This window comes from Solwaraspora sp. WMMD1047, from assembly GCF_029626155.1.
GTDB lineage: Bacteria > Actinomycetota > Actinomycetes > Mycobacteriales > Micromonosporaceae > WMMD1047.
This window is the reverse complement of the sequence record NZ_JARUBL010000001.1, coordinates 1,904,932-1,923,504: the sequence shown is the minus strand read 5'-3', so window position 1 is coordinate 1,923,504 and position 18,573 is coordinate 1,904,932. Positions and strand designations below refer to the sequence as shown.

15 protein-coding genes and 1 pseudogene are annotated in these 18,573 nt (G+C 72.3%); 6 read left to right on the top strand and 10 right to left on the bottom strand.

Annotated elements, in window-relative coordinates; all coding sequences use genetic code 11:
* Positions 1 to 45 precede the first annotated feature (45 nt).
* Genes O7627_RS08865 through O7627_RS08850 form a run of 4 tightly spaced genes read right to left on the bottom strand, consistent with a single transcriptional unit; the run spans position 46 to position 5,804 of the window.
* Positions 46 to 2,526 (bottom strand): glycoside hydrolase family 2 TIM barrel-domain containing protein, encoded by a 2,481-nt coding sequence (locus O7627_RS08865; protein WP_278093011.1) that lies wholly within the window; start codon positions 2,524 to 2,526, stop codon positions 46 to 48.
* Between the two features lie 25 nt (positions 2,527 to 2,551).
* Positions 2,552 to 3,490, bottom strand: a complete 939-nt coding sequence (locus O7627_RS08860; RefSeq protein ID WP_278093010.1) for a carbohydrate ABC transporter permease — start codon at positions 3,488 to 3,490, stop codon at positions 2,552 to 2,554.
* Positions 3,487 to 4,497: a sugar ABC transporter permease gene (locus tag O7627_RS08855; RefSeq protein WP_278093009.1), complete on the bottom strand. Its 1,011-nt coding sequence runs from the start codon at positions 4,495 to 4,497 to the stop codon at positions 3,487 to 3,489. Before O7627_RS08855 ends, O7627_RS08860 begins: the two co-directional genes overlap by 4 nt.
* Positions 4,494 to 5,804, bottom strand: a complete 1,311-nt coding sequence (locus tag O7627_RS08850; RefSeq protein WP_278093008.1) for an extracellular solute-binding protein — start codon at positions 5,802 to 5,804, stop codon at positions 4,494 to 4,496. Before O7627_RS08850 ends, O7627_RS08855 begins: the two co-directional genes overlap by 4 nt.
* Before the next feature lie 181 nt (positions 5,805 to 5,985).
* Here O7627_RS08850 and O7627_RS08845 point away from each other — a divergent pair, with 181 nt between their 5' ends.
* Entirely contained in the window at positions 5,986 to 7,005 is a 1,020-nt protein-coding gene (locus tag O7627_RS08845; protein ID WP_278093007.1) for a LacI family DNA-binding transcriptional regulator, read from the top strand.
* A gap of 37 nt (positions 7,006 to 7,042) precedes the next feature.
* Here O7627_RS08845 and O7627_RS08840 read toward each other — a convergent pair whose 3' ends face one another.
* Positions 7,043 to 9,685, bottom strand: a complete 2,643-nt coding sequence (locus tag O7627_RS08840) for an EAL domain-containing protein (protein WP_278093006.1) — start codon at positions 9,683 to 9,685, stop codon at positions 7,043 to 7,045.
* A gap of 279 nt (positions 9,686 to 9,964) precedes the next feature.
* On the opposite strand from O7627_RS08840, the pseudogene O7627_RS08835 reads away from it, so the two are divergent.
* Positions 9,965 to 10,351 (top strand): annotated as a pseudogene (locus O7627_RS08835) (PH domain-containing protein); the annotation flags it as partial.
* A 155-nt stretch (positions 10,352 to 10,506) separates the two neighbouring features.
* On the opposite strand, the gene O7627_RS08830 reads toward O7627_RS08835, so the two are convergent.
* Positions 10,507 to 11,433 (bottom strand): 2-hydroxyacid dehydrogenase, encoded by a 927-nt coding sequence (locus O7627_RS08830; RefSeq protein ID WP_278093005.1) that lies wholly within the window; start codon positions 11,431 to 11,433, stop codon positions 10,507 to 10,509.
* A gap of 93 nt (positions 11,434 to 11,526) precedes the next feature.
* Here O7627_RS08830 and O7627_RS08825 point away from each other — a divergent pair, with 93 nt between their 5' ends.
* Both O7627_RS08825 and O7627_RS08820 read left to right on the top strand, forming a co-directional pair.
* On the top strand, positions 11,527 to 12,711 hold the full coding sequence (locus O7627_RS08825) for a PQQ-dependent sugar dehydrogenase (RefSeq protein ID WP_278093004.1): 1,185 nt from the start codon (positions 11,527 to 11,529) through the stop codon (positions 12,709 to 12,711).
* A gap of 110 nt (positions 12,712 to 12,821) precedes the next feature.
* Positions 12,822 to 14,495, top strand: a complete 1,674-nt coding sequence (locus O7627_RS08820) for a metallophosphoesterase (RefSeq protein WP_347404649.1) — start codon at positions 12,822 to 12,824, stop codon at positions 14,493 to 14,495.
* A 106-nt stretch (positions 14,496 to 14,601) separates the two neighbouring features.
* Here the strand turns inward: O7627_RS08820 and gatB are convergent, their stop codons facing one another.
* On the bottom strand, positions 14,602 to 16,122 hold the full coding sequence (gatB, locus tag O7627_RS08815) for an Asp-tRNA(Asn)/Glu-tRNA(Gln) amidotransferase subunit GatB (RefSeq protein ID WP_278093003.1): 1,521 nt from the start codon (positions 16,120 to 16,122) through the stop codon (positions 14,602 to 14,604).
* A gap of 89 nt (positions 16,123 to 16,211) precedes the next feature.
* Between gatB and O7627_RS08810 the strand changes: the two genes are divergently transcribed.
* On the top strand, positions 16,212 to 16,541 hold the full coding sequence (locus O7627_RS08810; protein WP_278093002.1) for a hypothetical protein: 330 nt from the start codon (positions 16,212 to 16,214) through the stop codon (positions 16,539 to 16,541).
* A 60-nt stretch (positions 16,542 to 16,601) separates the two neighbouring features.
* Here the strand turns inward: O7627_RS08810 and O7627_RS08805 are convergent, their stop codons facing one another.
* The gene (locus O7627_RS08805) at positions 16,602 to 16,823 is read right to left on the bottom strand and encodes a hypothetical protein (protein WP_278093001.1); all 222 of its coding nucleotides are present in this window, start codon (positions 16,821 to 16,823) and stop codon (positions 16,602 to 16,604) included.
* A 64-nt stretch (positions 16,824 to 16,887) separates the two neighbouring features.
* Between O7627_RS08805 and O7627_RS08800 the strand changes: the two genes are divergently transcribed.
* On the top strand, positions 16,888 to 17,091 hold the full coding sequence (locus O7627_RS08800; protein ID WP_278098216.1) for a DUF397 domain-containing protein: 204 nt from the start codon (positions 16,888 to 16,890) through the stop codon (positions 17,089 to 17,091).
* A gap of 267 nt (positions 17,092 to 17,358) precedes the next feature.
* On the opposite strand, the gene O7627_RS08795 is transcribed toward O7627_RS08800, so the two are convergent.
* Both O7627_RS08795 and O7627_RS08790 read right to left on the bottom strand, forming a co-directional pair.
* Complete coding sequence (locus tag O7627_RS08795) at positions 17,359 to 17,616, bottom strand: hypothetical protein (RefSeq protein ID WP_278093000.1); 258 nt, start codon at positions 17,614 to 17,616, stop codon at positions 17,359 to 17,361.
* A 131-nt stretch (positions 17,617 to 17,747) separates the two neighbouring features.
* Positions 17,748 to 18,443: a proteasome protein gene (locus tag O7627_RS08790; RefSeq protein ID WP_278092999.1), complete on the bottom strand. Its 696-nt coding sequence runs from the start codon at positions 18,441 to 18,443 to the stop codon at positions 17,748 to 17,750.
* Positions 18,444 to 18,573 lie beyond the last annotated feature (130 nt).

Below are 18,573 nucleotides of genomic sequence, written 5' to 3'. Positions count from 1 at the left end.
GGGTTCTCCCTGTCACGGGCCGCCGGGACGGGCGGCGGGAATGGGTCAGTCGGTTCCCACGTCGTTGACACAGCGCAGCACCGGCCGCCGGGTCAGCGGCTCGGACGGCAGCGGACCGGCGGCCCGGACGGTGAAGGTCGCCGTCTGGCCCGGCAGCAGGGTCACCATCGCCTCGTCGACCACCGCGGTCGGGTCCAGCCGGTCGGGATACAGGACCAGGTCGCGCAGCACGGACCGGGCGGTGACCCGGACCAACGCGCCGCCCGCGGTCGGCTCCACGGTGGCGTCGAAGTCCGCCGGCGGGTACGCGACGTCGCGGTCCTCGGCGAAGAACCAGCAGCACCGGGTGCCGGTCTCCGCCGGCTCCGCCACGATCAGCTCCCGGCGCGGATCGTCCGGGACGGTGAGGTCGGCGGGCAGCCCGACGGTCCGCACCGAGCCGGGCGGCACGGTCACCGTCAGCACCGTGCTGGCCCGCGGCTCGCCGGCCAGGGTCAGTCGGGCGACCTCCACCCGGGGCGTCCACTCGGCGTCGGTGTCGTTCACCGCGACCAGGGCGAGCCCGTCGTCGGCGGGCGCAATGGTGATCAGCCGGTCGGCGTAGCTGCGGCGCAGCGCGTACCAGAGGGGTTTGCGACGGCCGTCGAAGTCGACCGCGGACCAGGAGGTGACCGGCCAGCAGTCGTTGAGCTGCCAGACGATGGTGCCCATGCAGACCGGGCGCTGCGACCGGAAGTGCTCGACGCCGACGCTTATCGCCCGGGCCTGGTTGAGCTGGGTCAGGTAGTGCCAGTCGTCGAAGTCGCGCGGCGTCGGCAGGTGTGGCGCCAGGCCGCGCAGCAGTTTGCCGCCGCCGTCGGCGGCCTTCTGGTGGTGGGTGATGCCGGGCGAGTCCGGGGTGAGCGGGTCGTCGGTGAGCGCCCGGCGCAGCGTCGGGTACGCCGCCGGCCCCTGGAAGCCGAACTCGGCGACGAACCGGGGTCGGTAGTCGCGGTAACGCAGGTAGTCGTCGGTGTTCCAGACGTCCCAGATGTGCGTGTTGCCGTGCGCCGGGTCGTTCGGGTCCAGGTCGTGCCGGCCGGACCACGGGCTGCCCGGCCAGTAGGGCCGGGTCGGGTCGAGCCGGGCGACGATCGCCGGAAGCAGGTCGAAGTAGTAGCCGGCGCCCCAGGTCCGGTCGCCCAGCTGCTCCCGCCAGCCCCAGCCCTCGAAGCCCCAGATGTTCTCGTTGTTGCCGTTCCAGAGCACCAGGCTCGGGTGTCGGGCGAGCCGGACCACCTGCTCGGCGGCCTCCGCCTCCACCTCGGAACGGAACGGCTCCTCCTCCGGGTACGCCGCGCAGGCGAACAGGAAGTCCTGCTGGACCAGCAGCCCCAGCTCGTCGGCGAGCTCGTAGAAGTCGGCCGACTCGTACCGGCCGCCGCCCCAGATCCGCAGCAGGTTGACGTTGGCGTCGCAGGCCTGGGCGAACCGTTCGGCGAGCCGCCGCCGGGTGATCCGGGTGACGAAGGTGTCGTCGGGGATCCAGTTGACTCCGCGTACGAAGATCGGCTTCTCGTTGACGTGCAGGGTGTAGGCGGTGCCGTGCTCGTCGGGGGCGGTGTCCAGGCGGACCGACCGGAATCCGACGGGTCGCTCCCAGCCGTCGACGACCGTGCCGGCCGGGCCGGCGGGCCCGTCGGCCGTGGTGGCCAGGGTCACCGTCAGCGGATACCGGGCCTGGTCACCGTGGCCGCGCGGCCACCACAACCTCGGTTCGGGTACGACGACGGTCAGCACCGCCGTCCGCTGCCCGGCCTCGATCACCGCCTCGGCGCGGACCCCGGCCACCGTCGCGGTGACCCGCAGCGGCTCGTCGACGGCCCGCTCGACGTCGAGGTGCACCTCGGCCCGGCCGACCCCGTCGACGACGGTGACCAGCGGGCGCACCTCGGCCAGCCGCGCCACCGACCAGGCGTGCAGGCCGATCTCCTGCCAGATGCCGGCGGTGACCAGGGTGGGACCCCAGTCCCAGCCGAAGTGGCAGGCCATCTTCCGGATGAAGTTGAACGGCTGTGGGTAGGTGCTCGGCCGGTCGCCGAGCTGGTCGCGGAGGCGTTCGGCGTACCGGTAGGCGGACTCGAAGCGGACCCGCAGCACGTTGTCGCCGACCCGCAGCAGGTCGCGGACGTCGTACCGGTAGCCCCGGTGCATGTTGGCGGTCCGGCCGACCAGCCGGCCGTTGAGGGTGACGGTGGCGACGGTGTCCAGGCCGGCGCAGACCAGGTCGACCCGGGACGCGTCGGTGCCGTCCCAGCCGAAGCTGGTGGTGTAGACCCAGTCGGTGCGGCCGATCCAGGCCATCGCCAGCTCGTTGTCGTCGAGGTGCGGGTCCGGGATCAGCCCGGCGGCGAGCAGGTCGGTGTGCACGCAACCGGGAACGGTGGCCGGGATCCGGACGCCGGCGACGGCCGGCGGGACCTGCGGACCGGGTACGGCCCACAGCGACCAGCCGTCGTGCAGCGGCCGGTGGTGGGTCGCGGTCACGCGGGCCGTCCCGGGTCGGGACCGTTCATGACTTCACCGCGCCTTCCATGATTCCTCGGACGATCTGCCGGCCACCGATGACGAGCATGACGATCAGTGGGATGGTGGCCACGAAAGCTCCCGCCAGCACCCGGCGGTAGAGCACGTAGTTTCCGCTGGCGAGGTCGGAGAGGGCAACCATCGAGGTGGGATAGTCGGAGCCGCCGAGGGTGATCAGTGGCCACTGGAAGTCGTTCCAGATGGCGACGAAGGTGAGCAGTCCGAGCACGGCCAGCGCCGGCCGGATGGCCGGCAGCACCACGCTCCAGTAGATCCGCATCGTGGTGGCGCCGTCGACCCGGCCGGCCTCGACCAGCTCGTCGGGGACCGCGTCGAGGATGAACTGTCGCATGTAGAAGACGCCGAAGGCGGTGACCAGACCGGGTGCGATCACCGCGAGCAGGGTGCCGTTCCAGCCGCCCTCGCGGCCGGGCAGGTATCCCATCACGATGTAGAGGGCCACCACGCCGAGCTGGTTCGGCACGGTGATGGTGAGGATCACGATGATCATCAGGGCGTTCCGGGCCCGGAACCGCAGCTTGGCGAAGGCGAACCCGGCCAGCGAGCAGAAGAAGAGCACGGACGCGGTGACGATCGTCGAGACGATGGCGCTGTTGGCCAGCGACTGGAGGAAGTACACGTCCTGCAGCCCGAAGACCTCGCGCAGGTTGGTGGCGAGCTGGTCACCGGGGACGATCACCGGCGGGATGTGCGCCAGCGCCGCGTCGGTGCTGGTGGCGATGACGAACATCCAGTAGATCGGGAACGCCGAGAAGAGGATGACGATCGAGAGGAAGAGGTAGTTCCAGACACTGCCCGGGGTGTTCTGCGGGGCGCGGCCGAGCAGCGCCGGCCGGGTCCGGCGGACGGGCGGTCGGGTCGGGGGCGGGTCGCCCGCGGGCGGCTGGGACAGCACGGCGGTCATCTGCGCCCTCCTCCGAGCCGGTTGGTGATCAGGGCGTTGACCGCCGCCACGATCACGATGATCAGGAACAGCGCCCAGGAGAGCGCGGCCGCGTAGCCGAGGTTGAGCTCCTTCCAGCCGACCCGGTAGATGTACTGGGCGATGGTCTGCCACTCGCCGTTGGCGCCGCCGAGGGCCTGTTGGGCGTTGGGTTCGAAGAGCATCGGCTCGGTGAACAGCTGCAGCCCGCCGATGGTGGAGAGCACCACCGTGAAGATCACCACCGGCCGGATCATCGGCACGGTGATCCGCCAGAGCTGTCGCCAGGCGCCGGCGCCGTCGACGGCCGCCGCCTCGTAGATGTCGCGCGGGATCGCCTGCATGGCGGCGAGGTAGAGCAGCGCGTTGTAGCCGATCCACTTCCAGTTGACCATCACCGCGATGGCCAGCCAGGACGACCACTTGGCGCTGCGCCAGTTGAGCGGGTCCTGCTCGTTGATGCCGACCAGGCCGAGCAGCCAGTTGGCGGTGCCGTTCTCGCCGCTGGCGAAGAAGACCGAGAAGAGCAGCGTGGAGGCGGTGATCGGGGTGATGTAGGGCAGCAGCACGCCGACCCGGAACCAGGTCTGTGCCCGCAGCTGCCGGTTGAGCAGGGAGGCGATCACGATCGCCAGGAACAGCTGCGGCACGGTCGAGAGCACGAAGATCCCGAACGTGTTCAGCAACGCGTTCCAGAACCGGTCGTCGGTGAGCAGGCGGTCGAAGTTCTCCAGGCCGGCCCAGCCGTTGGCGTCCTGGTTGTCCAGCCGCCAGGTCCGCAGCGCCACCACGGCGTTGAAGATGATCGGGATCAGCCCGAAGACGGCGAAGAGCAGGAAGAACGGCGCGACCAGCAGGTACGGGGTGTAGCGCAGGTCGAAGCGGTGCAGCCGGTCGCGCCAGCGGTGCGGATTCCGGCCGCCCGGCCGCGGCGAACCACCGGTGGACCCGGCGCCGCGGCTGGGCCGGAGCGCTGTCCCGCCGGTCACGTCTTCGACGCCCGGTCCGCCTCTGCCAGGGCCTCGGCCCAGGCCCGGTTGGGATCGCCTTCGAGATCTCCGTCGGAGAGCCGGTTCAGCACGTTCTCGACCGCCACCCGGGTCGGACCGTTCTTCGGCCCGAGGTACTGCGGGGTCAGGCTGGCCGCGGTCGCGGTGAAGATCTGGCCGACCGGGGCGTTGTTGAAGAACGGGTTGACGAAGTCGCGGATCGCGGGGTCCTCATAGAGGGCCGGCTGGGAGGGCAGGTTGCCGACCTGCTTGAAGATCTCGATCTGCTGTTCGGGCTGGATCAACCACTCCAGCAGCTGGTACGCCTCGTCGACGTGCTTGCCCTGCTTCGGCACGGTCAGGAACGACCCGCCCCAGTTGCCGCCGCCACCGGGGATCGCGGCGACGTCCCACTTGCCCTCGGTGTCGGGCGCGGTGTTCTTGATGTGCCCGAGCATCCACGCCGGGCAGGCGAGCACCGCGAAGTCGCCGCGGACGAAGCCGGCGTTCCAGTCGGTCTGGAAGGCGGTCAGGTTCGCCGACAGGCCGGCCGCGATCGCCTTGGCGGCCACGTCGAAGGCGACCTTCGGTCCGCCGTACATCTGCAGGGTGTTGTTCTCGTCGTAGAAGCCGACCTGCTGCTGGCCGAGGACCGGGTTGAAGATGTTCGTCGCCGCGTCGATGAACCTCTTGTCGGTGGCCGCCACATACCGCTGGCCGGTCTCGATGAACGTGTCCCAGGTCGGCCAGAGGGCCGAGACGGCGTCCCGCTCGGTCGGCAGGCCGGCCGCTTCGAACAGGTCGGTGCGGTAGCACATGGCCAGGCCGCCGACGTCGGTGCCGAGGCCGATCTGAACCCCGTCGGTGGTCAGGCTCTGCTGCCACTTCCAGGGCAGGTAGTTGCCCTGGTAGCTGCCGGCGCCCTTGTCCAGCAGGTTGACGAACTTGTCGCCCTGGCCGCGGAACTGGATGATGAAGCCCTCGTCGATCGCCGCGATGTCCGGCGCCCCGTTTCCGGCGATGAGCTTCTTCTGCAGGTCCTCGTGCTGGGCGTTGTACTCACCGGCGTTCAGGGTGATCTTGACGCCCGGGTTGGCCGCCTCGTACCTGCCCTTCAGCTCGTCCAGGCCGAAGTCGCCCCAGAACCCGATGGTGAGGTTGACCGTGCCGTCGCCGCCACTTCCGCCGCTGCCGCTGCAGCCACCGATCAGAAGCACGCCGGCCGCGCCAGCGGCGGCGAGTCGGACCCACCGGGTCCTCGACCATCCCATGTCGTCCTCCGCGCAGGTGGGAACGCTCCCGAACATCGAGAGACGTTGACTGAACCGGATAAGTGCAACCACCGTACGAAAGGCTTCGACGTGTGTCAATGACGGGTTGGCGCACCGAGGGCCGGACCGGTCCCCGGAACCGGCGCCGACGGAGGTAACCTCGGAATCCCCCGTGAACCGGCGCCCCGAGGCGGGGGTGAACCAGTGAGGATCGCTGTTGAAAAGGCCCACCATCGCGGACGTCGCCCAGCGCGCCGGCGTCTCCAAGGGCGCGGTCTCGTACGCCCTGAACGGCCAGCCCGGCGTCTCGGAGGCGACCCGGCAGCGCATCATCGCGATCGCCCGGGAGATGGGCTTCAACCCCAGCAGCGCCGCCCGGGCGCTCTCCGGCGCCAGCGCCAACGCGGTCGGCCTGGCGCTGTGCCGGCCGGCCCGCACCCTCGGCATCGAGCCGTTCTTCATGGAGCTGATCAGCGGCCTGGAGGGGGAACTCTCCGCCCGGTCGTACGGGCTGATGCTGCAGGTGGTCAGCGACCAGGAGACCGAGATCGCGGTCTACCGGCGGTGGTGGGGCGAGCGGCGGGTGGACGGGGTGTTCGTCTGCGACCTGCGCATCGACGACCGGCGGGTGTCGGCGCTCAAGGAGCTGGCCCTGCCCGCCGTGGTGATCGGCGGTCCCGGGCACACCGGCGGGCTGGCCAGCGTCTGGTCGGACGACGCGGGCGCGATCGTCGAGGTGGTGGAGTACCTCGCCGCGCTGGGCCACCGGCGGATCGCCCGGGTCGGCGGCCTCAACGGCCTGCTGCACACCGAGACCAGGTCCGAGGCGTTCGAGGCGGCCTGCCGGCGGCTGGGGCTCGACCAGTGCGTCACCGTGCCGTCGGACTTCACCGGCGAGGACGGCGCCCGGGCCACCCGGCGCCTGCTCAGCTCCGGCCGGCGGCCGACCGCGGCGATCTACGACAACGACGTGATGGCGATCGCGGGGCTGGCCGTGGCCCAGGAGATGGGCCTCGCCGTGCCGGGCGATCTGTCCATCGTGGCCTGGGACGACTCCCCGCTGTGCAAGCTGGTGCACCCGCCGCTCACCGCCCTCAGCCGCGACATCCCGGCCTACGGCGCGCACGCCGCCCGGCTGCTGCTGGCCGCGATCGAGGGCCAGCCGATCGGGGCGGCCCAGGACCAGACCGCACACCTGACCCCGCGGGGCAGCACCGCGCCGCCCCGCCGGGCCTGACCGCCTGAATCGGTTAAGTGATGCGGACCGGAGCGACTCACCGCGAGGGGGCCGGGAACTCCTCCAGATACGCCTCCACCCGCTCCGCCGGGGCCGGCCGGGACAGCGCGTTGCCCTGGCCGAACCGGCAGCCGGCGGTACGGGCCTGGTCGACCTGCTCGACCGATTCCAGCCCCTCGGCGATGATCTCCACGCCGAGCCGGCGGCCGAGGCTGACCACCACGTCGATGAGCGGTCGGCTCTGTCCCCGCCAGGCGCTCCGATCGACCACCAGTCCACGATCGACCTTCAGGAAGTCCACCGGCATCCGGCGCAGCTGCGCCAGCGACGCCTGACCGGTGCCGAAGTCGTCGAGCGCGGTCCGGACGCCCAACGCGCGCAGCTCGGCGAGCTGGCTGACCACCGGCGGCAGCTCGGCGGCCACCCGCGGCTCGGCGACCTCCACCACCAACCGGTCCGGAGCGAGCTGGTACGCGGTCAGGGCGGCCGAGACGGCCGACAGGAAGTCGTCGGCGCAGAGCTCTCCCGGCGAGACGTTCACCGCCATCCAGAGCCGCCGCCCGCCGTGCGACCAGATCGCGAGCTGCCGGCAGGCCGTCTGGATCACCCAACGACCCAGCTCGTCGAGGAGCCCTAGGTCGTCGGCGACCGGCAGCAGCTCGGCCGGCAGGACCGTGCCGAGCGCCGGGCTGCGCCAGCGCAGGAACGCCTCGGTCCCCACCGGCTGCTGGTCGTGCAGCCCGAGCACCGGCTGGTAGACCAGATCCAGCTCGCCGCGCTTGACCGCGCCGGGCAGCTCGCGTTCCAGATCCATCCGGCGGTCGAGCTGCTCCGCCAGGTAGGCGTCATACCACTCCACCCGATTGCGGCCGAGCTGGCGGGCCCGGCGCCGGGCGAGGTCGGCCCGGCGCAGCACGTCGTCGACGCCGTCGCCACCGGAGAGGTCGGCCAGCCCGATGCTCACCCCCAGCGTCACCACGGCCCCGGGCAGCTGGTACGGCTCGGTGAGCACCGTCAGCAGCCGGGTGCCCAGCCCGTACGCCAGCACCGGACCGTCCACGGTGACCAGTGCGAACTCGTCGCCACCGAGCCGGGCCACCACGTCGTCGCAGCCCGCCACGTCCTGCAACCGCCGGCCGACCTCGATCAGGACGGTGTCGCCGACCTCGCGGCCGTGCACGTCGTTGACCCCGGCCATCCCGTGCAGGTCGACCACGAGCACCGCGCCGGTGTGCCCCGGCACCCCGCGCTGGGTGACGATCGCCCGCATCAGCTCACGCCGGTTGGCCAGCCCGGTGAGCTGGTCGGTGAAGGAGAGGTGGTGCAGGGTGCGTTCCAGCCGGCGGCGTTCGCCGACGTCGCGGACGTGCACCACGAGCGCCCCCACCTCCGGCACCGAACGCTGGTCGCTGACCGTGGACTCGGTCTCCCGCCAGGCGCCGTGGCCGTCCGCGAGCCGCGCGGTGACCAGCGGCGGACGCCCGGTGGACAGCTGCCGGCCGGTGAGCACGTCGGTGAGCACGGCGGTCACGTCGGGTCCGTCGTCGGGGTGCATCAGGTCCGCGAACGGGCGCCCGAGGACCTCGGCGTCGGAGAGTCCGAACAGCCGGGCCGCGGCCGGCGACTGCCAGCGGACCAGCAGGTCGTCGCCGACCACCAGGGTCAGGTCGTTGGCGCCCGAGACCAGCGACCGGAAGTGCGCCTCCTGGCTGACCAACCGGCGGGCGTACCGCCGGATGTCGAAGACGGCGAGCACCTCCCGGACCACCAGGGTCGGGATGACCGCCAGCCCCAGCACGATCGACGTCCGGTCGAACTCCCCGACGGTGACCAGCCGGTAGACCGCGGCCAGCGTCGCCACCACGGCCGGCACGGTGAGCAACGGGTACGCCGACACATGCGTCTCGGGTAGCTCACGGTCCGTCGGCCGGTGCACCGGATCGGCCCGCCGGGCCCCGAACCCGGCCAGCACCGGACCGAGCACCAACGCCCCGGCCGGCAGCAGCACCGCCGCCGGCGGTGCCTGGTAGGCCAGCATCATGGTCAGCACGGCGAGCCCGACCACCCCGGTACCCGCGCCGGCCCCGCAGAACAGCGCCGCCCGGCGGTGCGCGGCCGCCCGCAGGGCGGTGATCGTGATGATCGACAGCGCGCCGGCGGCGAGCAGCCCGGCCACCAGGGCCACCGGTGGCATCCGGCCGGCGGGCGGGATGACCCAGGCGGAGAAGGCCAGGCTGATGCCGAGACTCAGCCCGTCGAAGCCGCGCCGCAGCCGGATCGACACCGTGCTTGCCGTGCCGGGCAGCAACAGCATGCCGAGCAGGAACAGGGCGATGGCGACGACCAGGCCGGTGACCGCCACCTGGGTCCGGGCGGCCGGCGGGGCGAGCGTCACGGCGGTCAGCGTGCCGCCGCTGGCGAGCACCCCCATGGCCAGGAAACCGGCCCCACGACAGGGGCCGAAGCCGTGTCCGGCGTGCAGCCGCAGGGCGAGCCGGACCAGCCGGGTGGTGACCACCGCGGTGGTCAGCCCGACCGCGACGGCCGCCGCGGGGTACGGCGGAAGTCCGCCGCCCGCCGCGCCGAGCAGGATGAGCAGCGCCGTCGAGGCGGCGACGAGTTCCGGTCCGCGGACCTGATGTCGGCGGGTTCCAGCGCGCAGGTGTTGCGCCACGGGCATGTTCTGGTTCGCCTTCGTGAAGGGGGCACGGCGCGTGAGACAGACCTGGGCCGGATGAGGGCCGGACCACGCCTATCAACCCCTAACGAACGGTGGGGGGCATGGGTTACGCGGCAACCCGACTCATTCTGCCCGACCGATACTCAGTTTCGCTGACATCCCTACTACTCAGTTCGGCGGACACGCCCCCGGGCCGGACCGGGCACCGCGCCCGGTTTGGTGCGAAAATCGCCGGGTGACGTGCGAGCATCGCCGGGTGACCGGCACGAGGAGCGCGGGGTGACCGGCCCCGACCCCGACCGGCGGAGCGCCCCGGGCCACCGGGTCCGCTTCCGACACAGCCAGGCGATCTGGGTCGCCGCGCTGATCGCCTTCATCGGCGCCCTCCCGCTGGCGACCGCCCGGTGGTATTTCCTACCGGTGCTGCTGGTCCCGCTCGGCGTCGGGATCTGGGCCTTCCGGGCCGGCACCGACGCCGACCCCGCCGGGGTACGCGTCCGGGCGCTGCTCAGTCAGCGCCTGATCCCGTGGCCCGAGATCAGCGAACTCGCCGCCGGCGCGGACGGCCGGGCGGTCGCCCGGCTGGCCGACGGGCGGGCCACCCCGCTACCCGCGGTCCGCGCCACCGACCTGCCCAGACTCGTCGCCGCCAGCGGGCAACCGCTGATCGGCCACGCCGCTGCCGGCGACCCCGCACCCGGCGGCCCGGAGGACGAGCCCGGCGCCGACCCGGCGGACGGCGGGCAACCCGTCGAAGAGCGCCCGGCCGGCGCCGACGGAGACCGGCGACCGGGCGACAGGTCCGGAGCCGGCGGGTCCGGTCAGTAGCCGTCCACCACCTCGTTGATCAGCGGCTGGCCCGCCGCGTACCGGCGCAGCTGCTCGCCGGCCAGCCGGTAGGCGCGCGGCAGCAGGCCGCGTACCGAGCCGCCGACGTGCGGAGTGAGCAGAAAGTTCGGCAGCTCCCAGAGCGGGTGGCCGGCCGGCAGTGGCTCCGGGTCGGTGACGTCCGCCGCCGCCGAGATCCGGCCGGTGGCCAGCTCGGCGAGCAGGTCGTCGGTGCGCACCACCGGCCCCCGGGCGGCGTTCACCAGCAACGCGCCGTCCGGCATCGCGGCCAGGAACTCGGCGTCGACCATGCCCCGGGTCTGCTCGGTCAGCGGCACCAGCAACACCACGATGTCCGCCGCCGGCAGCAACTCCGGCAACTCCGACACCCCATGTACGCCCTCGGCCGGCCGGGCGGTCCGGGCGGCCATCGTCAACTCGACCTCGAACGGCGCCAGCCGGGACCGCAACGCCGCCCCGATCGAGCCGGCGCCGATGATCAGGATCCGCTTGCCGGCCAGCTCGTCGGTGGGCGCGACCCGGGAGTAGGTCCACTCGTGCCGGGGCTGGGCACGGGCGAAGGTGGGGAACGACCGCAGGTGGGACAGGATCGCCGCGACCACCCACTCCGCGGTCGGCGAATCGTGTACGCCGCGCGCGTCGCAGAGGGTGACCGAGTCGGGCAGCTTCCCCACCCAGGCGTCGGCGCCCGCCGAGAGCAGCTGCACCACCCGCAGATCGGACAGGCGCGCCGCCGCCCGGACCGCGTCCGCCTGGGCCAGGAAGGGCGGCACCCAGAACCGCACCCCGGCCGGGTCGGACGGCAGCTCGTCGGGACCGGGTGCGACCTCGACGACGACCCCGTCCGGGACCGTGCCGATCAGCTCGCGGCCCTGCTCGTGGGGGATCCAGACCTTCACGGGGGCTGACGATAGCGGCCGATCCGACCACCCGCCCGGGCAGGTCGACCGGCACCTCCGCCGAGTCCGCGGCGCCGGACTACGCTGGGCCCGATGAGAGCCCGCCAGCCGTACCCCCGCTCCCGCCGTCGCCGGGCGGCGCTCGCGCTCTGCGGCGCGGCGCTCCTGGTGACCACCGGCTGCAGCTTCGGCGAACCGGAGCCCGACCCCGCCGGCGAGCCACCCACCTTCCCCACCCCCTCCGTCTCCCCCACCCAGGGCGGCGTCGATCAGCAGGTGGCGGTCTCCGTGCTGGCCAAGGGGTTGCGGGTGCCGTGGGGGATCGCGTTCCTGCCGGACGGGGCGGCGCTGGTGACCGAGCGGGACACCGCCCGAATCCTGCGGGTGGGTCCGGAATCCGGGCCCGACGGGCTCACCGTCACCCCGGTGCAGACCCTCGACGAGGTCGACGCGAGCGGCGAGGGTGGCCTGCTGGGCATCGCGGTCTCGCCGGACTACGAGCGGGACGAGACCGTCTTCGTCTACTACTCCACCCGCACCGACAACCGGATCGCCAGGCTCACCCTCGGCGGGGAGCCGACCCCGATCGTCACCGGCATCCCCCGCGCGGGCATCCACAACGGCGGTGGCCTCGCCTTCGGCCCGGACGGGCACCTCTACGCGAGCACCGGCGACGCCTCGCGGGAGGCCAACTCGCAGGACGTCAAGAGTCTGGGCGGCAAGATCCTGCGGATGACCCCCAGCGGCGCACCGACACCGGACAACCCGTTTCCGAAGTCGCTGGTCTGGTCGCTGGGACACCGCAACGTGCAGGGCATCGCCTGGGACGCCAACCAGCGGATGTTCGCCACCGAGTTCGGCCAGAACACCTGGGACGAGGTGAACCTCATCGAGCCCGGCGCCAACTACGGCTGGCCGGAGGTGGAGGGCCGGGCCGAGACCGGCGCCCAGCGGGAGCGGTTCGCCGAGCCCCTGGTGGTCTGGCCGACGAGCGAATCGTCCTGTTCCGGCGCCGCCGTGGTGGACCGGCTGCTGGCCGTGGCCTGCCTACGCGGCGAACGCCTCTGGCTGGTGGAGCCGACCGCGGCCGGCGGAGTGCTCGGCCAACCGCGGGCACTGCTCACCGGCGAGTACGGTCGGTTGCGGGGCGCCACGCTGGCGCCGGACGGCTCACTCTGGGTCTCCACCTCCAACCATGACCAGAGCGGCGACCCCGGTCCGGACGACGACCGGATCATCCGGCTGGTGTTCTCCGGCGGTGGCGCCGGCCGGAGCTGACCCGGACCCGGAACCCGCCGCAACGGTCAGCGTGAATCCCCAGGTCAAAGTCGCGGCGGCGGTCTGCGACGAGGTCGAAGAATCCCTCCCGAACAGGTCATGATTTGAGCATGGACAGGCAGCACGACGGGCGGCCGGACCGCACCACGACCCGGCGGTGGGTGCTCGACCGGCTGCGCCGGCTCGGCGCCCCCGACGGCCCGCTGCGGCGCGACGGTGGCGGCGCGCCGCGGCTCGGCGGCGCGTTGCGGCGCGGTGGTGCCCGGGTGGTGGGTTCGCCCGCCGTCCGACGGCTGGGGCTCGCCCTGGCCGTACTCGTGGTCTCCGTGTCGGGTGTGGTGATCGGTGTCCTGATCGGTGGCCACACCCAGTCCGACATCGGCCCGTTCCGGGCGGAGATGGCGATCACCCCGTCGGTCGCCGGCGGCACGACGGTGAGCATCCCGCCGCTGGGCGCACTCCAACTCGACAGCCACCACGGCCCGGCCCACCTCTCCGTCAAACTGGGCGCGCTCGACCAGCGGCGGACCGAGGCGCTGATCGGCGACCCGGCGAGCATCGCGCGGGCCAGCCAGACGGCGGTCCAGGACGTCACGAACGGGGTGATCCGGCTCGGCATGCGTACGGTGGCCGCCTCGGTGCTGGCCACCCTGCTGCTGGCCGCCCTGACCTTCCGGGACGTCCGCCGGGTGGCCTGGTCGGGCGGGCTGGCGGTGGCGATCACCGCGGGCAGCATCGGGGCGGCCGCGGCGACCATCCGACCGCAGTCGATCCAGGAACCGCGCTACGAGGGGCTGCTGGTCAACGCCCCGGCGATCGTCGGCGACGCCCGGCGCATCGCCAACGACTACAACAAGTACGCCGAGCAGCTCCGGCGGATGGTCGGCAACGTCAGCCAGCTCTACACCACGGTCTCCACGCTACCGGTGTTCGAGCCGGCCGAGGGGACCACCCGGGCGTTGCACGTCTCCGACCTGCACCTGAATCCGACCGCCTGGCAGGTGATGCGGACCGTGGTCGAGCAGTTCGACATCGACGTGGTGATCGACACCGGGGACATGACCGACTGGGGCAGCGAGCCGGAGGCGTCCTTCGTCGGCTCGATCGGGCTGCTGCAGGTGCCCTACGTCTTCATCCGGGGCAACCACGACTCGGCCGCCACCACCGAGGCGGTGGCCGCCCAGCCGAACGCGATCGTGCTGGACAACTCGATCACCACGGCCGGCGGGCTGACCATCGCCGGCATCGCCGACCCGCGGTTCACCCCGGACAAGGCGACCTCCCCGGCCGGCCCTGACGCCACCCAGGAGACCGCAAACCAGTTGCTGCTCACCGGCGCGACCCTGGCCAGCACGATCCGCAACGCGGACCGACCGGTGGACATCGCGCTGGTGCACGATCCCGCCTCCGCGGAACCGCTCACCGGCGCCTGCCCGCTCGTGCTGGCCGGGCACACCCACAACCGGCAGGTCCGCACGCTGCCGGAGCTGCCCGGCGCGATCCCGACCGAACTGATGGTGCAGGGCTCCACCGGCGGCGCCGGGCTGCGCGGCCTGGAGGGCGAGGAACCGCTGCCGCTGGCGCTGTCGGTGCTCTACTTCGACGAGGAGCGCCAACTGCAGGCGTACGACGACATCCAGGTCGGCGGCACCGGGGAGGCCCAGGTCAGCCTGGAGCGGCACCTGGTGCGGCAGCCCGAGCCGGAACCCACCGGCTCGGCCACCCCGTCCGGCAGCCCGGCCGCCACGCCGAACGGCAGTCCAGCCCCGTCGCCGACCGGCTGACCGCAGGTCGCGTACCTGATCGGGCCGGCGCGGCGCAGGCCCCGGCGCGGCGCGGCGCAGGCCCCGGCGCGGCGCGGCGCAGGCCCCGGCGCGGCGCGGCGTTTGGTCAGCCGGTGACGCCGAGGCGGGCCAGGATGAGTTCCCGGACGGCCTTGGCGTCGGCCTGGCCCCGGGTGCTCTTCATGACCGCGCCGACCAGGGCGCCCGCCGCGGCCACCTTGCCGTCGCGGATCTTGTCGGCGATCGCCGGGTTGGCGGCGATCGCCTCGTCCACGGCGGCGGTCAGCGCGCCGGTGTCCGAGACCACCTCCAGGCCCCGGGCGGCCATCACCTCGGCCGGGTCGCCCTCCCCGGCGACCACCCCTTCGAGCACCACCCGGGCGAGCTTGTCGTTGAGCTTGCCCTCGTCGACGAGCCGCTGCAGGGCGGCGACCTGCTCCGGGGTGGCGCCGACGGCGGCCAGCTCGACCCCGGTCTCGTTGGCCCGCCGGGAGAGTTCACCCAGCCACCACTTCCGGGCGGCGGCCGGGGTGGCGCCGGCGGCCACGGTCCGCTCGATCAGCTCGACCGCGCCGGCGTTGAGCACCGACTGCATGTCCAGGTCCGACAGCCCCCACTGCTCCTGCAGCCGGCGGCGGTGGTCCCGGGGCAGCTCCGGCAGGCCGGCCTTCAGCTCGGCCACCCAGGCCGGGTCCGGCGCCAGCGGCACCAGGTCCGGCTCGGGGAAGTAGCGGTAGTCGGTGGCGGTCTCCTTGGACCGGCCCGGCCTGGTGTCGCCGGTGTCCTCCTGGAAGTGCCGGGTCTCCTGGATGATGTGGCCCCCGCCGTAGAGGACGGCGGCCTGCCGCAGCATTTCGGAGCGGACCGCCCGCTCGACCGAGCGCAGCGAGTTGACGTTCTTGGTCTCGGTCCGGGTGCCCCACTCGGTGGCGCCCACCGGCGACAGCGACGTGTTGACGTCGCAGCGCAGCGAGCCCTCCTCCATCCGGACGTCGGAGACGCCGAGCGAGCGGAGCACGTCGCGCAGCTCGGTGACGTAGGCGCGGGCCACCGCCGGGGCGAGCGCGCCGGTGCCGGGCACCGGCTTGGTGACGATCTCCACCAGCGGGATGCCGGCCCGGTTGTAGTCGACGAGTGATTCGGTGGCGCCGTGGATCCGGCCGGTCGCGCCGCCGACGTGCAGCGTCTTGCCGGTGTCCTCCTCCAGGTGCACCCGCTCGATGCCGATCCGCACCAGCTCGGTCTCGCCCGACTCGCCGACCACCTCCACGTCCAGGAAGCCGTCGACGCAGAGCGGCTCGTCGTACTGGCTGATCTGGAAGTTCTTCGGCATGTCGGGGTAGAAGTAGTTCTTCCGCGCGAACCGGCACCATCCGGCGATGGAGCAGTTCAGCGCGAGGCCGATCCGGATGGTCGCCTCGATCGCGGCCCGGTTCGCCACCGGCAGCGTGCCGGGCAGCCCGAGGCAGACCGGGCAGACCCGGGTGTTCGGCTCGCCGCCGAAGTCGGTCGGGCAGCCGCAGAACATCTTCGTGTTCGTGCCCAGTTCGACGTGGGTCTCCAGGCCGATCACCGGCTCGTAGCGCTCGACGACCTCGTCGTACGAGGGAAGGACGATCGTGCTCATCAGAACCTCATCTCCGGTCGGACCGGTCAAGTCTAGGGCGGTGGCGAGTCGCCCCTACACTGCGGTGCCGACGGGAAGGGTGTGGCGCGATGGGCTTCGGCGGCCAGGTGTGGCGGTTGGTTGGCGTAAACGGCGGACACCTCGCCGATCTGGCGGTGACGGACGGGGACTTCCCCTGGCTGAACGCCGAGTTGCGGCCCACCCCGGCGTTCGAGGCGGTGCGGCCGCTCTTCGTCGAGGAGCTGCGCCTGACGACGGCCGAGGACATCCCCGGCTCGGAGGCGGCCTACGACCGGATCCGGGCCGCCGTCCACCTCATCGACCCCGACGGCGTACGGGTGCCAGAGTTCCTCCTGCACATCGACGGCGACGACGCCTGGTGGCGCTGGAGCGACGAACCCTTCGACGATGAGGACTGACCCGCCTACCGAATGATCTTGAAGGATCCGGTGCGCGTCAGCACACCGGATCCTTCGTGATCACGGGCATTCGCCGAGGAGCCGGGTGAGGGCTTTCTGGGCCTGCCGGGCGTAGTGGCACCGGCCGGTCTCCTCGCCGAGCGGCCGGCCGCAGGTGCACCGCCCGTCGGCGGCGGGGACGTGCCGGGCGAGCAGCATCCGGAAGGCGTCGACCTGCACCTCGGCCGGCACGGCGGCCGGGTCGTGGCCACCTGACAGAGTGCCGGTGGGGGTTGGCGGCATCGTGAATCGGTGCGCCTCCTCGGGCGGCACCTCGATTCATGAGAGCAGCGCAGTCATGGACGACATGAGCACCGCCCCGAACTGGCACAAGTCAACCCGGAGCAACGGAACCGGCGGGGGATGTGTGGAGGTGGCCGACAACCTCCTCGACCGCGTGCTGGTCCGTGACACCAAGGACCGCGACGGTGGCACCCTGAGCTTCACCCCGACTGCATGGCAGACCTTCGTGTCCGCCTGCCGCGCCGACGACGACAACGCGACGGCGTAGCTCTCGGCGTTACCCCGGTTGTTCAGGCGGGCGTTGTCGCGGGTTGGAAGGTTGTTGATCTGAGCGCCAGTGCTGTTACCGGTGACGTTTAACAGCAGTGGCGCTCAGATCAACAAGGGAATCGCGGCGCGGGCAGGCGGGTTGGTCGTCGGTCTGCGGCTTCTGAGGTGCTGGGCATCGGCAACCTGGCCGCCTGCGCTGCCCGGCTCCCGGTCGACCAGGCCACCTGGTGGCGGTGGGTGGTGGCGTGGCTGTCGGCGTACCCGGTTATTCGGGGTGGGCGGTGGTCCGGCGGGTGCGTAGGCCGCGGATGCCCAGCCAGGCGACCGCCGTGCCGGTCACCAGCGAGACGGCGATCAACGCGGCGTGCACCCAGAGGAAGCCGGTCGGCGTCCCGTCCCCGACCACCCCGCTCGACCAGGCGCGGGTGTCGTTCCAGATCGCGACCGCGAACCGGGGCCAGATCACCCAGTTCCACACCCCGACCGCGACCAGGAACACCGACCACGCACGCGACAGAACCATGAACAGCGATCATTCCAGGACCTCGCCGCTGTCGCCGCGCGCAAAACGCCGTCGTTGGGACGCCCCGTTGTCGCTGGGCAGCCAGCCGTGCATCGCTCACCGTGCCGGTCGTCGCCGGCCACCCGTCGGGGTCAGTCGAACAGCCGGTCGAGCGCTTTCTGTTCGAGGTCGCGCCAGCGCTGGGCGTCCTTGCGCGCCTTGGTGATCTCCTTCTCGTCGAGGTGGTGGGCGCCCTCCTCGCGGATGCACGCGACGCTGAACGGCCCGCCGACCGACGGCGAGGTCCGATCCAGCGCCTCCAGCACCCGCACCACGCCGACCACGCCGTACTCGACGGTCCGGGTGGTCATCCGGAAGTGGGACAGCAGCGCGCCGGCCTGCTGGGCCATTGGCGCGCCGGAGCCGATGGCGTGGAAGCCCACGTCCTCGTAACGGCCGATGAGCCCGTTGGGGTTGATCTCCACGATCCACGGCGCACCCTGGCTGTAGCCGGCCGCGAGCAGGTACGCCGACACCCCGCCGCCGTCGCCCTCGCCGGGCACCTCCGGGATGTAGTTCTCGTAGTGCTTCTTGAAGATGGGCAGGACGCGTTCCTGCAACTCGTCGCCGATGTCGGGTGCTTCGAGGATGGCCGCGGCCGAGTCGTCAAGGAGGGGGCGCAGGTCGTTGAGTACCCCCCGCGCGCCGCTGCCGCCCCAGGCGGCGCAGGGGCCCAGCGGGTACAGCTTCTGGGCGGGGAAGCTCAGACCGCGGTCGCTCTCGGTGATCTGGGAGTCCGCGCCGATCACCACCCCGTCGCTGCAGACAACGGCGAGCACGACGGTCATGAGGGGGTCCTCCTGGGCAGGACTGCGGGGGTCGGGCGCGAGGTACCCAGCATCCCGCCTGCCTACACCCCGACATCGTGAGTCGACCTGCTCGAACGCGGCGGTGAAGTCGCGGGTGACCAGCGAGCAT

Coding starts and splice junctions, on each gene's coding strand:
- O7627_RS08805 (WP_278093001.1), bottom strand. CDS start 16,823: ATGCCGCCAACCCCCACCGGCACTCTGTCAGGTGGCCACGACCCGGCC.
- O7627_RS08825 (WP_278093004.1), top strand. CDS start 11,527: ATGAGAGCCCGCCAGCCGTACCCCCGCTCCCGCCGTCGCCGGGCGGCG.
- O7627_RS08840 (WP_278093006.1), bottom strand. CDS start 9,685: ATGCCCGTGGCGCAACACCTGCGCGCTGGAACCCGCCGACATCAGGTC.
- O7627_RS08820 (WP_347404649.1), top strand. CDS start 12,822: ATGGACAGGCAGCACGACGGGCGGCCGGACCGCACCACGACCCGGCGG.
- O7627_RS08790 (WP_278092999.1), bottom strand. CDS start 18,443: ATGACCGTCGTGCTCGCCGTTGTCTGCAGCGACGGGGTGGTGATCGGC.
- O7627_RS08795 (WP_278093000.1), bottom strand. CDS start 17,616: ATGGTTCTGTCGCGTGCGTGGTCGGTGTTCCTGGTCGCGGTCGGGGTG.
- gatB (WP_278093003.1), bottom strand. CDS start 16,122: ATGAGCACGATCGTCCTTCCCTCGTACGACGAGGTCGTCGAGCGCTAC.
- O7627_RS08860 (WP_278093010.1), bottom strand. CDS start 3,490: ATGACCGCCGTGCTGTCCCAGCCGCCCGCGGGCGACCCGCCCCCGACC.
- O7627_RS08850 (WP_278093008.1), bottom strand. CDS start 5,804: ATGTTCGGGAGCGTTCCCACCTGCGCGGAGGACGACATGGGATGGTCG.
- O7627_RS08810 (WP_278093002.1), top strand. CDS start 16,212: ATGGGCTTCGGCGGCCAGGTGTGGCGGTTGGTTGGCGTAAACGGCGGA.
- O7627_RS08800 (WP_278098216.1), top strand. CDS start 16,888: ATGAGCACCGCCCCGAACTGGCACAAGTCAACCCGGAGCAACGGAACC.